Source organism: Confluentibacter lentus, assembly GCF_002806995.1.
GTDB classification, from domain to species: Bacteria; Bacteroidota; Bacteroidia; order Flavobacteriales; family Flavobacteriaceae; genus Confluentibacter; species Confluentibacter lentus.
In genome coordinates, this window is record NZ_NIHE01000008.1 from 123,966 (window position 1) to 140,000 (window position 16,035).

General features: G+C 36.2%; 12 protein-coding genes. All 12 read left to right on the plus strand.

The window, feature by feature from the left end:
- The first annotated feature begins 91 nt into the window (after positions 1–91).
- The 12 genes from CDH50_RS12905 to CDH50_RS12960 all read left to right on the plus strand — a co-directional run bounded on the left by CDH50_RS12905 (position 92) and on the right by CDH50_RS12960 (position 16,026).
- Positions 92–1,045 (plus strand): YheT family hydrolase, encoded by a 954-nt coding sequence (locus CDH50_RS12905; RefSeq protein WP_100612696.1) that lies wholly within the window; start codon positions 92–94, stop codon positions 1,043–1,045.
- Between the two features lie 106 nt (positions 1,046–1,151).
- Positions 1,152–1,607 carry a (2Fe-2S)-binding protein gene (locus tag CDH50_RS12910; RefSeq protein ID WP_100612697.1) on the plus strand — a complete coding sequence of 152 codons (456 nt, stop codon included), beginning with the start codon at positions 1,152–1,154 and terminating at the stop codon, positions 1,605–1,607.
- Between the two features lie 19 nt (positions 1,608–1,626).
- On the plus strand, positions 1,627–3,780 hold the full coding sequence (locus tag CDH50_RS12915; protein WP_100612698.1) for a xanthine dehydrogenase family protein molybdopterin-binding subunit: 2,154 nt from the start codon (positions 1,627–1,629) through the stop codon (positions 3,778–3,780).
- 88 nt (positions 3,781–3,868) lie between these two features.
- A complete protein-coding gene (locus CDH50_RS12920; protein ID WP_100612699.1) occupies positions 3,869–4,885 on the plus strand; it encodes an XdhC family protein in 1,017 nt (338 codons plus the stop codon).
- A 5-nt stretch (positions 4,886–4,890) separates the two neighbouring features.
- Positions 4,891–5,508 carry a nucleotidyltransferase family protein gene (locus tag CDH50_RS12925; RefSeq protein ID WP_100612700.1) on the plus strand — a complete coding sequence of 206 codons (618 nt, stop codon included), beginning with the start codon at positions 4,891–4,893 and terminating at the stop codon, positions 5,506–5,508.
- Positions 5,509–5,510: 2 nt separating this feature from the next.
- Positions 5,511–7,814 carry an FdhF/YdeP family oxidoreductase gene (locus CDH50_RS12930; protein WP_100612701.1) on the plus strand — a complete coding sequence of 768 codons (2,304 nt, stop codon included), beginning with the start codon at positions 5,511–5,513 and terminating at the stop codon, positions 7,812–7,814.
- A 175-nt stretch (positions 7,815–7,989) separates the two neighbouring features.
- A complete protein-coding gene (locus tag CDH50_RS12935; RefSeq protein WP_100612702.1) occupies positions 7,990–9,063 on the plus strand; it encodes a glycosyltransferase family 4 protein in 1,074 nt (357 codons plus the stop codon).
- Positions 9,064–9,115: 52 nt separating this feature from the next.
- Complete coding sequence (locus tag CDH50_RS12940) at positions 9,116–10,948, plus strand: ABC transporter ATP-binding protein (protein ID WP_100612703.1); 1,833 nt, start codon at positions 9,116–9,118, stop codon at positions 10,946–10,948.
- 16 nt (positions 10,949–10,964) lie between these two features.
- A complete protein-coding gene (locus tag CDH50_RS12945) occupies positions 10,965–12,230 on the plus strand; it encodes a glycosyltransferase family 4 protein (RefSeq protein ID WP_100612704.1) in 1,266 nt (421 codons plus the stop codon).
- Positions 12,231–12,405: 175 nt separating this feature from the next.
- Positions 12,406–14,922 (plus strand): nitrite reductase large subunit NirB, encoded by a 2,517-nt coding sequence (gene nirB / locus CDH50_RS12950; protein ID WP_100612705.1) that lies wholly within the window; start codon positions 12,406–12,408, stop codon positions 14,920–14,922.
- A gap of 130 nt (positions 14,923–15,052) precedes the next feature.
- Positions 15,053–15,430, plus strand: coding sequence for a nitrite reductase small subunit NirD (gene nirD, locus CDH50_RS12955; RefSeq protein ID WP_100612706.1), 378 nt, complete (start codon positions 15,053–15,055; stop codon positions 15,428–15,430).
- 11 nt (positions 15,431–15,441) lie between these two features.
- The gene (locus CDH50_RS12960) at positions 15,442–16,026 is read left to right on the plus strand and encodes a DUF4202 domain-containing protein (RefSeq protein ID WP_100612707.1); all 585 of its coding nucleotides are present in this window, start codon (positions 15,442–15,444) and stop codon (positions 16,024–16,026) included.
- Positions 16,027–16,035 lie beyond the last annotated feature (9 nt).

Here is a 16,035-nt window from a genome sequence, read left to right on the forward strand (position 1 = left end):
ACAATAGACGAAAGACAATAGATCCAAGAATCAAGACCTAATATCCAACAACCACAAACCATCAACCAATAACTAACATCCATCAACCAACATGCCCGTAATAGATTCCACATACAAACCATTATTTTTTTTCAGAAACGGATTTGTTGCCACGGTATATTCTGGTTTATTTAGGAAAGTGTCCGGTTTAAAACAAGAACGAGAACGCATTTTATTGAGCGATGGGGATTTTATGGATTTGGATTGGAGTTATTCCAAAGAGAAAACCGATAAAATTATCTTATGTTTTCACGGATTGGAAGGTCATGGACAGCGACCTTATGTGACTGGTGTTGCCAAGCTTTTTAACGAGAATAATGCGGACGCTATTTGTGTGAATTTTAGAGGATGTAGTGGTGAAGACAATTTAAAATACAGAACCTACCACTCGGGTTCTACGGAAGATTTAGAAGAAATTATTGAACATGTTTTAGCGTCTAATAAATACACTGAGATTTATTTATATGGTGTGAGTTTGGGAGCCAATCTCATATTAAAATATTTAGGGGAACGGGAAGTTGTTCCCAATGAAATAAAATCCGCAATCGCCATTTCGGTGCCAGCCGATTTAAATGGTTCTTGCAAGGAATTACATAAATTAAAAAACCGACCATTTGCCAATCGTTTTCTGAATCATTTAAAAAGAAAACTGCTTAGCAAAATGAATAATTATCCAGACGATTTATCAGTTCAGGATTATTGCTCCATTCTTTCATTAAGGGATTTTGATGAAGTTTACACTTCCAAAGCGCACGGATTTATGAATGCGGCCGACTATTATGCGAAATGTAGTTGCAGACAATTCCTGCCCAATATTAAAATACCAACTTTGATTATTAATGCGTTGAATGATTCTTTTTTATCCCCCGAATGTTATCCCATAAAAGAAGCTAAGAACAATCCGAATTTATATTTGGAAATGCCACAGTATGGTGGGCATGTGGGGTTTATTGGTAAAAAAAACATCTATTACAACGAACGCAGAGCGCTTGAATTTGTTTCATAAAAAAAAGTTAAAACTTCAAATTCAGGTTCCTTTTTTGTATTTTTAGAGAGAATGACCTGTTTCTTTCAGGGTCGTTCTTATTTTAAAAACTTTAAAAACCAACACAATGCCAACGTATAACTTAAATGTCAACAAGAAAAACCATACTGTTGAGGCAGATGAAAACATGCCTTTATTATGGGTTTTAAGAGATCTTTTGGATTTGGTGGGAACCAAATTTGGATGTGGAATCGGACAATGTGGAGCCTGCACCATTCATCTTGACGGTGTCGCTTCAAGAAGTTGTTTAATGCCCATTTCATCCGTCGGAGATGCTAAAATCACCACTATCGAAGGACTTTCCGAAGATAATAGCCATCCTGTTCAAAAAGCATGGAAAGAGGTTGATGTTCCGCAATGTGGTTATTGTCAGGCCGGACAAATCATGACGGCTTCAGCGTTTTTAGAAAATAACCCTAGTCCTTCAAAAGAAGAAGTAAGGTCTGCCATGCATGGCAATATTTGCAGATGCAGTGCCTACAATCGCATTGAGGAAGCTGTGAATTTAGCCGCTAAAATGTAAACCAACTAAGTAAATAACCATGGAAACAACTAATTCGATATCGTTTAATAGAAGGTCATTTATAAAAACCATTGGTCTATCCACTGGTGGTTTAATGATAGGATTTACATTATTTGAAGCATGTAAACCCGATAGCAAGGTAATGATAGACCTTGAAACCTTAAATTACAAAGACTTTAATGCTTTTATAAAAATCGCAGAAAATGGAATGGTAACCATTTATTCTCCAAATCCAGAAGTTGGTCAAGGCGTTAAAACATCCATGCCTATGTTGATAGCTGAAGAATTGGATGTGCCTTGGGAACATGTTTTAGTTAAACAAGCAGATTTAGACACAAAAAATTACCAAAGGCAAGTAGCAGGGGGCAGCCAATCCATACGTGCTTCTTGGATGCCATTAAGGCAAACAGGTGCTACAGCGCGACAAATGCTTATTAATGCTGCTGCCGTTAAATGGGGCGTTGATCCTTCAGAATGTTATACAGAAGCAGGCATTATAAAAAATTCTAGAAATGAAAAATTAAGTTATGGCGCTGTTGTTTCAGAAGCAGCACTATTGGAAGTTCCAGATAATGTCAAATTAAAAGATCCTAAAGATTTTAAAATTATAGGAAAAGATATCGTGAATGTGGATATCGATAAAATCATATCGGGTAAACCATTATTCGGGTTGGATTATAAAGTAGATGATATGGTATATGCCGTATCGTTAAGACCTCCAGCTTTTGGTCAGAAACTAGTTAGTTTTGATGACACGGAAGCAAGAAAAGTAAATGGTGTTACGGATGTATTTCAGTTTGGAGACAAAGTAGCTGTTTTGGCAACAAATACCTGGGCTGCAATGAATGGGAAAAAGGCATTGATTGCAGAATGGAGCTCTGATGAAAAACTGATGAGCACTGAAGAACATGACTTGGAACTCACTAATTTGTTTGATTCTGATAAACTAAAGGTAGTACGATCTGATGGTAATATAAATGCAGCAAAAAATAGTGCGGATAAGGTGATTGAATACACTTATGAAGCACCATTTTTGCCGCATAGCTGTATGGAACCCATGAACTTTTTTGCGCATGTTACTGATGCTAAAGTGGAATTAGCAGGACCCATTCAAACTCCAGAAGGCACGGCAAGACAAGTGGCTGGATTGTTGAAAAGGGACATAGAGCAGGTGCATTTATCCTTAACCCGAATCGGAGGTGGGTTTGGTAGACGATTAATAGGTGATTATGCGGTTGAGGCTGCTGAAATATCCAATATCTCAAAAAAACCTGTAAAATTGGTTTATACTCGGGAAGATGATATGGCTGGCGGATTTTATAGGCCTATTGTAAAGTATAGAATAAGTGCAGCGATAAAGAACTCAAAGCTTGTGGGCTATCATTTAAAAGAAACCGCTGTTGGTAGTAGTATTAATAAATCCAGAGCCAGTTATTTTCCAGCAGGCTGTATAGATAATTATAAAGTAGAAGCTGCACAATTGCCGAGTGAAATCACAACAGGACCATGGCGTGCACCAGTTTGTAATTTTTTAGCAACAGCAGAACAAACGTTTATCGATGAAATTGCCGAAGAATTAAACCAAGATCCTGTAAAATTGCGCTTGGAGCTATTGGAAAAAGCTAAAAAAAATAAAGCTGATTTGGAATGGTCGCCAGAACGTATGATTGGTGTTATTAAATTGGCTGCCGAAAAAGCAAATTGGGGTAAAGCCAAAGAGGGCGTATATCAAGGGTTTAGTGTGTATTACAGTCATAATTCTTATGTGGCTGAGGTTGCCGAAGTTGTTTTAAGAAACAATAAACCCGTAGTTAAAAAAGTATACTGTGCGGTAGATTGTGGTATTGTTGTGAATCCACTCGGAGCGAAAAACCAGATTGAAGGTGGTATTATTGATGGAATTGGGCATGCTATGTATGGTGAAATGCGATTCCTAAAAGGAAAACCACAATCTTTAAATTATGATAGTTATCGCTTGATAAGAATGATGGAAACCCCTTTGATTGAAACCTATTTTGTAGATAGTAATGAAGATCCAACTGGTTTGGGGGAACCGTCGTTACCTCCTGTAGGTGCCGCCATTGCCAATGCCATTAAAGCGGCAACGGGACAACGTTATAGAATTCAACCCTACCTTAAATACATGGAACAAGTTACTGAAGTTGTTTCCTAATTATTAGTGAAGTCGTTTGTTGTTAAGCTGTTCGTCAACTTAACAACAAACGACTGAACAAAAAACATCTAAACAACTCAACAACACTATGACCCACGAATTTAAGGATATCGTTCAACAAGGACTAGAAGCTAAGCGACAAAGAATAAAATCGGTTTTAGCATCTGTTGTGGCATTGGATGGTTCGTCTTATCGCCGACCAGGCGTAAGGATGCTGATTCTTGAAAATAATAGCATGGTTGGAGCCGTTAGCGGTGGTTGTGTTGAAAAGGAAATTCTATTACAATCGCAATCTGTTTTTAAAACGGGTCAATCTAAAATAATGACTTATGATGGTAGGTACCGATTGGGATGTGAAGGTATTTTATACATTTTATTGGAATCATTTCAACCAAATGAAGCTTTTGAAACCGCTTTTTCAGAATGTATTAAAGAAAGATACGTATTCGAAATTCATTCTTATTTTACTAAACATGAAGGTAGTGTATCGGGTTTAGGATCCTTTGTAAAATTGAAGGACACCACATTCAGCTTGGGAAATCTTTCCAAAGCACAAAGCACACATCTATCTGTATTTAAACAAACCTTGCCAGCGTGTTCTAAATTGGTTATTGTTGGTGCGGAACATGATGCGGTTCAACTTTGTAAATATGCGGCATTAACGGGTTGGGATGTCACTATCATTGCAGGAGTTAAAGAGGCTAAAACCATTGATAATTTTCCCGGAGCATCAGATTTTCATGCTATTTCACCAGAAGAGATTGATGTAAATTCAATTGATAATCAAACGTCCATCGTGTTAATGACGCATAGTTTTGCTAACGATTTACGCTTTTTGGTCGCATTAAAAAATACGAATCCGAATTATATTGGGGTTTTGGGACCGACCAAAAGACGCGAGGATTTATTGGCACAATTCATAGAATATTGTCCGGATGTTGAAGATACTTTTTTGGAATGTATTCACGGACCTGCGGGAATCGATATCGGTTCAGAAACACCACAAGAAATTGCCATTTCCATCATGGCTGAAATCTTGGCGGTCACTAGAAAAAGAGATACCATATCACTTAGCAAAAAATCTGGAAAAATCCATTCTAACTAATTTTAATGTTGGAATCCCAATCAAACATCGTCATCGTTATATTGGCTGCAGGTGCTTCCAAACGTATGGGAGAACCAAAGCAATTGTTAAAATGGGGAGATACTACTTTAATTAATCATACCATAAATACGGCTGTTGAGGTTAATTCCAAAGAAATTATTCTCGTTTTAGGGGCTCACTTTGAATTGATTGAAAAGAATATTGAAAATTCAGAAATTCCCATATTAAACAATACTTACTGGGAAAATGGCTTAGGTAAATCGATAGCTTGTGCTGTTGAATACCTTCAAAAGTCACGATCAAGCGTTGATGGTGTCCTGGTTATTTTAGCCGACCAACCTTTTATAACGAGTGATTTTTTAAAATTAATGATTTCCAAATTTCAAATTAATAGAAATCAGATTATCGCGACGTCTTACGGCGATGATAAACTAGGTGTACCAGCACTATTTGATGCATCCTATTTTGAAGAATTATCACAATTGAATGACGATTTTGGTGCCAAATTAGTATTGAAAAAATACCATTCCGCAGTTATACCCATGTCTCCACCAACAGAAAACATAGATTTGGATACCAAGTTAGATTATACTAATTTGTATCCATCCAATTTCAAACAATAACTATGGGTTCTTCCGCAGAAAAGAAAGCGCAAACACCAGAAAATTTTACAGATATAAAGATTAAAGCACCATCACAAAATAGTGTAGGTTTTGATGCTTTGAAGTCTTCCGTTACCCATGTTTTAAAATATACCAAGCCATTGGATGCTATAAAAGCATCCCTTAAAATGAACCAAAAAGGTGGTTTTGACTGCCCAGGTTGTGCGTGGCCTGACCCCGATGATGAGCGTTCTTCCATAGGTGAATATTGTGAAAACGGCATTAAGGCGATGACGGAAGAAATGCAAAACAAACTCATTAATCGGGAGTTTTTTGCAAACCATTCCGTTGATGAACTCGCAGAATTATCAGATTTTGAAATCGGTAAATCAGGAAGGCTTTCAGAACCTATGTATTTACCAGAAGGCGCTACGCATTACCAACCTATTTCTTGGGAAGACGCTTTTAATAAAGTGGCGACCCATTTAAACGCTTTGGAAAATCCTGATGAAGCCGTGTTTTATACCTCGGGAAGAACCACCAATGAAGCTGCTTTTTTATATCAATTATTTGTGCGTGAATTTGGAACATCCAATTTACCCGATTGCTCCAATATGTGTCATGAAGCCAGTGGTAGCGCTTTGTCTGAAACCTTAGGAATAGGCAAGGGTTCGGTCACTTTAGATGATTTATATAAAGCGGAATTAGTCATGGTTGTTGGACAAAATCCGGGAACGAATCACCCAAGAATGTTGTCTGCTTTGGAAAAATGTAAAAACAATGGTGGTAAAATAATAACGGTCAATCCTTTACCAGAAGCAGGTTTGATAAGTTTTACCAATCCCCAAAGTTTTCTTGGATTATTGAAGGGAGGCACGAAGTTGACCGATGTTTTTGTGCCGATTACCATCAACGGCGATGTGGCTTTTTTTAAAGCTTTGTTGATTAAATTGCTGGAAAAAGAAGAAGACATAGGCGAAGTATTTGATTTGGATTTTATCAAAGAATATACACATGGTTTTGATGATTTTATTTTGGATTTAAAAACCTATGATTTTGATGAATGTTTACAAGCGGCAGGAATTTCCGAAGCGGTTTTTAATGAAGCTTTCGAATTAATTTTAAAAAAAAATAAAATCATTATCTGTTGGGCGATGGGTTTGACCCAACACCAAAATGCCGTGGATAATATCAGGGAATTAGTTAATTTACTATTACTGAAAGGCAGTATTGGCAAGGAAGGCGCTGGAACGTGTCCGGTACGCGGCCATTCCAACGTGCAAGGTGATAGAACAGTCGGTATTTGGGAAGCCGCTCCCCAAGCTTTTTTGGATAAGATTGAAAGTAAATATGGGTTTAAGCCCAAATCACAGCACGGCTATTCGGTTATTGATACCGTAAAAGCCATGAACGAAGGCAAAGTCAAAGTCTTTTTTGGGATGGGAGGTAATTTTATTTCGGCTGTACCAGATACTACCTATTCAGCAATTGGAATGTCTAAATGTGATTTAACGGTTCATGTCAGTACCAAATTAAACCGTTCACATTTGGTGACAGGCAAAGAAGCCCTGATTTTACCCTGTTTGGGACGTACGGAAAAAGATTATCAAAAAACAGGCGTGCAAGTACAAAGTGTTGAAAATTCAATGGGTGTGGTGTCTTCTACCAAAGGGATTTTAGAACCGTGTTCATCCGATTTGATGAGCGAAGTTGCCGTTGTTTGTGGCATTGCTAATGCTACTTTAAAAAGTAGAACTAAGATTAAGTGGCTAAATTACAAAGACGATTATAATTTGGTGCGTGATGATATTCAAGAGGTTATTGAAGGATTTGAAGATTATAATAACCGACTAAAACAACCTTCCGGATTCTATTTGCCAAATGGAGCAAGAGAGCGTCAATTTAAAACAAATACTGGGAAAGCTAATTTTAGCATCAATAAACTTCCCGAATGGACATTAAAAGATGATGAATTGATTATGATGACCATTCGCAGTCACGATCAGTTCAATACTACTATTTACGGATTGAATGATCGCTACCGAGGTATTTTTAATGAACGTCGCATCATTTTTATGAATCGGGATGATATGGCATCCAGAAATCTAAAAGATCAGCAAGTAGTTCATTTGCAATCGGAATTTAATGGCGATATCAGACAAGCAAAAAATTTTAAAGTAGTTGGTTATGACATTCCTAAAAACTGCTGTGCGACGTATTTCCCTGAAACCAATGTATTGGTTCCTATTGATAGTTTTGCGCATACCGCCAAAACCCCTGCTTCAAAAAGTGTGGTTGTTAGGGTAATTGCCAATACAGCCAATTAGTGGTTTCTTATATCCATATTTTATTTTTCTTCTTTTAATATTACTTTAATTATTTTAAAGCACTAATTGAAGCAACCAATTTATGTTTTTCACATCTAGATTATGATGTTTAGTTGAAATAGGCTTTAACTAAATATTAATGAAAAAGAAAAAATAAAAACATAAAAAGCTTGCTATGAGAAGTATTTTTTTAGAAACACACAACATTAGAAATTTATATACCGGTTTTGGACAATTCAATTTTAATTTGGCTAAAGCGTTAAGCGGTGAAAATGAATTTCTAAACGAACATGAAGTCGTTATTAATTGTAATAGCGACGTAGCAAAAAAAGAATTGGGCAAAAGACTATCGTATAATAAATATTGGCCCATTACAAGGTACCCACTTTTTAGAATCAAGGAAAAATTCAACTTGTGGCATTCTGTAAATCAAAACACTAAAATTGAACCCTTTTCGAATAAGATTCCTTATTTATTAACAGTGCATGATGTCAATTTTTTGAATGAAGAACAAGGCAAAAAATTGAATTTTAGAATCAATCAATTTAAAAGCAAATTAGAAAGGAGTCGTGCCGTGGTGTATATTTCAGAGTTTGCCAAGAAAAGTACGCACAATTATTTTAAAGTTCCAGATATTCCAGAATACGTGATTTATAACGGAAACACGTTTAATAATCATTCCACCATATCGACAGATACATTTACCAATTTTATTCCAAACAAGCCTTTTATATTTTCAATTGGGAAATTGGTGGAGAAGAAAAACTTCCACACACTCATTGAAATGTTGCTGTTTTTAACGGATATAGATTTGGTGATAGCCGGAGAAATGAAGACTGGATATGCCGAAATTTTGAAACGCATGATTCAAAAATACAAGTTAGAGAAAAGAGTCTTTTTGCTTGGCAATATCACGGAATCAGAAAAAATATTCTATTATAAAAATTGTCTTGCGTTTGCGTTTCCTTCCTTAAGGGAAGGTTTTGGTTTGCCCGTTTTGGAAGCCATGACTTTTGGTAAGCCCGTGTTTTTATCCATCAATACATCGCTACCTGAAATAGGAGGGGAAAAATCTTTCTATTGGGAAAATTTTGAAGCGGAATACATGGCAAGTGTTTTTGTAGAAGGCATGACCATGTTTGAAAACAATAAAGACATGTTTACGGCCGAATACATACAACGTTCACAACAATTTACATGGGAGAATGCCGCCAAGCAGTATATTGAAATTTATAAAAGCATTTTATAAACCCGCACCTCATAGTTAGTAATTCCCTTAATAAATTGAAGATTTCACATCAATGAAGAATTTTAAAAGATTCCTTAAATACCTTATACCCTACAAAAAAATCCAAATTCTAAGCATTGTTTTTAATATCCTATATGCCCTTTTCTCTTCCATATCCATGCTGTCTTTATTGCCCATGGTCAAAGTGCTTTTTGATGAAGGCGAAAAATTAAGGGTGAAACCTGATTTTAATGGGATTAGGGATATTGATTTAAACTATATAGAAAACTACCTTAATTATTTTATTACCACAACCCGGGATTCTAAGGGTCCCTTGATGACGTTGATAACCATAGTGGGTTTGGTATTGAGTACGTTTTTGTTAAAAAACCTATTTAATTATCTGTCTGTTTTATATATGACATATTTGAATAATGGCATCTTAAAAGACCTTAGGCAAGACGTTTATAATAAAGTAATCACGTTAAACGTAGGGTTCTTTTCTAATGAACGTAAGGGTGACCTAATTGCTAGGATGACTTCCGATATTAATACCATAAAAGTATCTTTTATGAGTATTTTAATGATGGTCAGGGAGCCTTTAACAATATTTTTTACGCTCATAGGGATGTTTGCCATAAGCTGGAAATTAACCGTTTTTGTACTGTTCTTTATTCCCATTTCAGGATATTTTATTTCAAAAGCAGGGAAAAGTATTAAAAGCCAATCAGGGGATATTTTTGCTTTGGAAGGCGGTCTGTTGTCCAATATAGAGGAAACTTTAGGAGGCATAAAAATCATTAAAAACTTTACGTCAGAATCCTATTTTTCCAAAAAGTTCAATGATTTTACCGAAAACATCAATACACTCAATAATTCCGTTGGAAAAAAAATGAGTTTATCGGCTCCGGTAAGCGAGTTTTTGGGAATTTTTGTTATTTCGGTGTTGCTTGTTTATGGGGGGATGTTGGTGCTTGTGGAACAGTCGCTAAGTGGCGGGGCTTTTATGGCGTATATGGGTTTGGCGTATCAGATTTTAACGCCAGCGAAGGCTATCACCAAGGCACATCACGCATTGCTGGGTGGGAATGCCGCTTATGAACGGATTGCATTCATTTTAGATGCCGAAAACCCGTTAAAGGATAAGCCAAATGCTAAAATCATTACAGGTTTCCATAAAGAAATAAAGTTTCATAATGTGTCTTTTAAATATAAGGATGATTATGTGTTGAAGCATTTTAACCTGACCGTTCCCAAAGGGAAAACCGTAGCCTTGGTAGGGGAATCTGGAAGTGGGAAGTCGACTTTAGCTAACTTAGTGACGCGTTTTTACGACGTCAACGAAGGTAGTATTACTTTTGATGGTATTGATATTAAGGACGTTACTTCAAAATCCTTGCGAGAACAAATGGGCATCGTAGCCCAAGATTCCATTTTGTTTAATGATACCATAGCGAACAACATATCTTTAGGAATTGAAGATGCTAGTGAAGAAAAAATCATGGATGCCGCCAAAATAGCCAATGCACACAACTTTATTTCGGAATTCCCCAATAAGTATCAAAACAATGTTGGCGATGGCGGAAGCTTACTTTCTGGCGGACAAAGACAGCGTATTGCCATAGCAAGGGCCGTAATGAAAAATCCGCCCATCATGATTCTTGATGAAGCCACATCGGCATTGGACACCGAATCTGAAAAATTAGTTCAAGATGCCCTTGAAAATATGATGGAAAACCGTACGTCCATTGTTATTGCGCACCGACTTTCAACCATACAAAAAGCAGACCTTATTGTTGTATTGAAAAAGGGCGTAATTGTAGAACAAGGCACCCATGAAGAGCTATTGAGAATGAACGGAACCTACAATAAATTAGTATCACTTCAATCGTTGGAAGTCAATTAAAATCCCCCAAAATAGAATGAATCCCCATAATTTCGGACTTAATATAGTTGGATATACAAATGCTATGTCTGGCTTAGGTGAAGCTGTAAGATTGAATATGAAGGCAGCAAAAAAACTTGATATTCCGCTCAATATCATCAATTATGAAAAAGTGAAGCATGAAAAAAATTATAAGTATAACTTCAAATATGATGTGAATTTAGTGCAAATATCATTAAATGACCTTGATAGATTTTTTAGTGTTATTGACACCGACTTTTTTAATGATAAATACAATATTCTTTTTTTAATATGGGAATCTGAATACATTCCTTCACATCTAAAAAAAACCGTCAATCTTTTTAATGAGATATGGACGGCTTCTACCTATTGCAAAGAGCTATTTCAAAGTATATATAACGGTCCAATCATTACGGTTCCCCATCCGGTGGAAGTAAATTTGAAACCTATTCAAAATCAAAATACCAAAGTTTTTTTTGATAAGGACAAATTTAGTTTTCTATTTATATTTAATTATCACAGTTCCATAGAAAGGAAAAATCCAGTTTTCTTAATGGAGGCCTTTTCAAAGGCTTTTGGTGCAAATGAGGATGTGGAATTAATTATTAAAACTGTCGGCGCCGAGAAGTTCAAAAAACAGGAACGGCTTTTAAATCAATTCATTTCCGACAAGAAAAACATAAAAATAATGAATGTAGATATGGATAAAAATAGCGTCAATCATCTCATAAACGATTGTGACTGTTATGTGTCCATGCATCATTCTGAAGGATTTGGTTTAACGCTTGCTGAAGCTATGTACTTTGGTAAACCGACGGTGGCGACCAATTATTCTGGAAATACGGAATTCATGAATGAAAACAATAGTTTTTTAGTCGATTATGAACTCGGTTTTATAGAAAACCCAGACATTAATTTTTCTTCAAAGACCTTATGGGCAAATCCGATAATGCAAGATGCCATTGAAAATCTATGGGAAGTTTATGAAAATGTAACATTGAGAACTGAAAAAGCCATGAATGCCAAATTTTATGTAGAAGAGAAATTATCCTTTCACTCCGTAGGCTCTATTATGAAAGGGCGACTCCATGACATCTATTTAAATCTGGATGATATAACTGTGAATGATAGGCGTTGTGCGTATCTATTGCATCAATTACAATTGGCAAAATCTGAAGTAACAAAGCTTCAAAGAGAGATTCGAAGGATGAAAAGAAACCTTATTATTCGCTTCATTCTTGTTTTAAAAGATACAGTAAGGAAGTTTAAAGGGAAAAAATAATTATTTATTAATAATTACTACGTATTAAATAATTATCTATTCAATTATTTAAAAATCAATTAAAGTGGTATCAGTTTAAGAAATCAGCAATAATTAAACTTTTACGTAAATTTTTAAAACTACGTATACAAAATTAAGTAATAATACTTATATTTGTATTTTAAAATACGTAGTCATGAAAAAAATTATAGTTGTCGGTAATGGTATGGTAGGGTATAAATTCTGTGAAAAGTTTGTATCAAAATCCCATATAGAGCAATTTAAAATTACTGTTTTTGGAGAAGAGCCCAGACCAGCGTATGATAGGGTTCACCTAAGTGAATTCTTTGAAAAGAGAGATGCCAAAGCATTAGAAATGGCACCTCGTTCTTGGTATGAAGAGCATGGCATTGAATTGATTACCGGTGAACTGGTTACGGATATCCACCGTGCTTCCAAAAAAGTGACTACTACCAAAGATTTACATTATAAATATGACTACTTAGTTTTAGCTACTGGATCGGCACCTTTTGTGCCTAATATACCTGGGGTTGAAAAAAAGGGCGTTTTTGTATATAGAACGATTGAGGATTTGGAAGGCATGTTGGCGTACGCCGATAAAATTAAAACCAAAAGAAAGGAAACTATTAAAGCTGCTGTTTTAGGTGGTGGACTTCTAGGTTTAGAAGCTGCAAAAGCCGTTAAAGATATGGGATTTGAACCCCATGTTGTGGAATTTGCTTCCAAATTAATGCCAAGGCAATTAGATACAAGGGGCAGTAAAGTGCTTCAAGAAAAAATAGAATCCTTAGGTATTCATGTGCATTTATCAAAGGCCACCAACAAAATTTTGGGTGATGATAGTATTGCAGGCATGGAGTTTGGCGAATATGATAAGATTGATGTGGAAATGCTCGTCATTTCAGCAGGTATAAGGCCTCGCGATGAATTGGGAAAAACCTGTGCCTTAGCCATGGGAGTCAGGGGCGGTATTCTTGTAAATAACAAAATGCAAACATCCGATCCTGAAATTTATGCGATTGGCGAAGTGGCTTTGTTGAATAATATGATTTACGGCTTGGTTGCTCCGGGTTATGATATGGCAGAAGTCGCTGTCAATCAAATAATAGGAAACAAAGACATTGTGATGCCGAGTGAAATTGATATGTCAACCAAATTAAAGTTGATTGGCGTTGATGTAGCCAGTTACGGTGAACCTTACATGCCCATTGAAAAGGGGTATTCCATCATTTATGAAAATAAAACCAAAAATTTATATAAGCGTATCAATATCAGTCACGATGGTAAAAAATTATTGGGTGGTATTTTAATTGGAGATGCTTCCGATTATAACATGTTCCATCAAATATATTTGAACGGTTTACCAATCCCAGAAGATGCTGAAGAACTGATTATAGGCGCTAGAGGTGAAGGCGGTTCTTCTTTTGGAAGCGTTCTCGACATCCCCGATGCCGCTCAAGTATGTTCTTGTGAAAGTGTTACGAAAGGGGCTATTTGTTGCTCAATCACAGAAGATGGATGCAATAATTTATCAGAAGTAGTAGCCAAAACCAAAGCGACAACAGGCTGTGGCGGTTGTAAACCCATGGTGGTCGATTTGGTAAACGAAACCTTAAAATCGTTGGGCAAGGAAGTGAAACAAACTATTTGTGAGCATTTTAGTTTTAACCGACAAGAGTTGTATGATTTAGTTAAAATCAACCGTGTAGCTGATTATGAAGAGGCTCTTAATTTATTTGGAGAGGGTCATGGTTGCGAGGTTTGTAAACCTGCTTTAGCTTCCATATTTGCGACCATCACGATGGAAACACCAAATAAACAACATACCATTCAAGATACAAACGATCGCTTTTTAGCAAATATCCAACGAAACGGAACCTATTCCGTTGTACCTCGTGTTGCTGGTGGAGAAATTACGCCAGACAAGTTGATTGTTCTTGGGCAGGTGGCTAAAAAGTATGATTTATATACAAAGATTACTGGAGGCCAACGCATTGATTTATTTGGTGCACAATTACATGAATTGCCACTTATTTGGAAGGAATTGATTGATGCTGGATTTGAAAGCGGCCATGCTTATGGGAAATCACTTAGAACCGTAAAAAGTTGTGTCGGTTCTACATGGTGTCGTTATGGCATGCACGAAAGTGTCACGTTTGCCATAGAAATAGAGAATCGTTACAAAGGTTTGCGTTCGCCACATAAACTCAAAGGCGGTGTGTCGGGTTGTATCCGTGAATGTGCAGAAGCTAGAGGAAAAGATTTTGGATTGATAGCGGTAGATGGTGGTTGGAATCTTTATATCTGCGGTAATGGTGGAGCAACACCAAAGCATGCCATTCTTTTTGCGGAACATTTGGATGACGCCACCGCTATTAAATATTTAGACCGATTTTTAATGTACTACATCCGTACGGCTGGGCCATTGGTAAGAACAGCACCATGGTTGGAAAAATTGGATGGCGGTATTGAATATTTAAAGAAAGTGGTTATTGGGGATTCCTTAGGAATTGCAGAAGAGCTTGACAGAGAAATGCAAAGCCTTGTCAATAAGTATGAGTGTGAATGGAAACAAGCTATTGAAGACCCAAATATGGTAAAACGCTTTAAACATTTTGTGAATTCGGATGATACGGATGATAATTTGGTATTTGTGCCGATGCGGGAAATGAAAATGCCGAAAGCTTGGTAAATGATGTTTAAAAGTTGAATCGTTTAATTGTTGAATTAGCACTTGCGATTACACGATTAAACAATTAAACGATTACACAATTACACAGTTAAATGATTAAACAAATCAACGAATAAACAAATCAACAAAAATGCAAGATATATTAAATCAGTACCAAACAGTGACGGAAGGAAGTGCCAAAGAGTGGTTTCATGTTGGGCATGTCTCAGATTTCCCAGAAAATAGCGGCGCTTGTATAAAATATAAAACCAAACAAATAGCGGTTTATAATTTCACCAGATTATCTAAATGGTACGCTTGCCAAAATCTATGTCCCCATAAAATGGAAATGGTTTTGGCTTTTGGAATGATTGGCGATAAGGAAGGGATTCCTAAAGTAGCTTGTCCCATGCATAAAAAGAATTTTTCGTTGGAGGATGGCTCCAATCTTGGTGGTGACGACTTAAAAATTGCGGTATATCCTGTTAAAATTGAAGATGAAAATGTGTATATTGGCTTTATAGATTAATACAAAACATTATGAAGCCAACACGATTTGAGAGTGCCATTATTTTAATAGATAACAAAAATTCAGAAGATATAAATACCTATCAAGTACATGGTTTAGAGATTTCCAAGGAATTATTATATTCCCAACGCATGTCCCAAAAATTATTGCAGTTTGAACCTCATGCTTCGGAAGAATTGCAAATTGCAGCACGTGCACAACACATTTGTAGATGGAAAATTGCAAGGGATGAATATCCTATGGATAGAGTGGGTTATTTAAAATGGCGGGAAACATTAAAAAAAATGCACGCTGATTTGGCAGCGGATATTTTAAAAGAAGTAGGATATGATGCTGAATTTATCGATAGGGTTTCCTTTTTAATCCACAAAAAGCTCATTAAAAAAGATGATGGGAGCCAAACTTTGGAAGATGTGATTTGTCTGGTATTTTTAGAATATTATTTTGAAGAATTTGCAGAGAAACATAACGATGACAAAGTGATTGATATCCTTCAAAAAACATGGGTGAAGATGTCCGAAAAAGGTCATGATGCCGCATTAAAAATTAGTTTTTCGGAAAAAAGCATGTCATTAATAAAGCAAGCAATAGCATAAACACAATAT

Bases quoted from the DNA above. Each gene is read 5' to 3' on its own strand.
- CDH50_RS12905 (WP_100612696.1), top strand. From the start codon at position 92: ATGCCCGTAATAGATTCCACATACAAACCATTATTTTTTTTCAGAAAC.
- CDH50_RS12910 (WP_100612697.1), top strand. From the start codon at position 1,152: ATGCCAACGTATAACTTAAATGTCAACAAGAAAAACCATACTGTTGAG.
- CDH50_RS12915 (WP_100612698.1), top strand. From the start codon at position 1,627: ATGGAAACAACTAATTCGATATCGTTTAATAGAAGGTCATTTATAAAA.
- CDH50_RS12920 (WP_100612699.1), top strand. From the start codon at position 3,869: ATGACCCACGAATTTAAGGATATCGTTCAACAAGGACTAGAAGCTAAG.
- CDH50_RS12925 (WP_100612700.1), top strand. From the start codon at position 4,891: ATGTTGGAATCCCAATCAAACATCGTCATCGTTATATTGGCTGCAGGT.
- CDH50_RS12930 (WP_100612701.1), top strand. From the start codon at position 5,511: ATGGGTTCTTCCGCAGAAAAGAAAGCGCAAACACCAGAAAATTTTACA.
- CDH50_RS12935 (WP_100612702.1), top strand. From the start codon at position 7,990: ATGAGAAGTATTTTTTTAGAAACACACAACATTAGAAATTTATATACC.
- CDH50_RS12940 (WP_100612703.1), top strand. From the start codon at position 9,116: ATGAAGAATTTTAAAAGATTCCTTAAATACCTTATACCCTACAAAAAA.
- CDH50_RS12945 (WP_100612704.1), top strand. From the start codon at position 10,965: ATGAATCCCCATAATTTCGGACTTAATATAGTTGGATATACAAATGCT.
- nirB (WP_100612705.1), top strand. From the start codon at position 12,406: ATGAAAAAAATTATAGTTGTCGGTAATGGTATGGTAGGGTATAAATTC.
- nirD (WP_100612706.1), top strand. From the start codon at position 15,053: ATGCAAGATATATTAAATCAGTACCAAACAGTGACGGAAGGAAGTGCC.
- CDH50_RS12960 (WP_100612707.1), top strand. From the start codon at position 15,442: ATGAAGCCAACACGATTTGAGAGTGCCATTATTTTAATAGATAACAAA.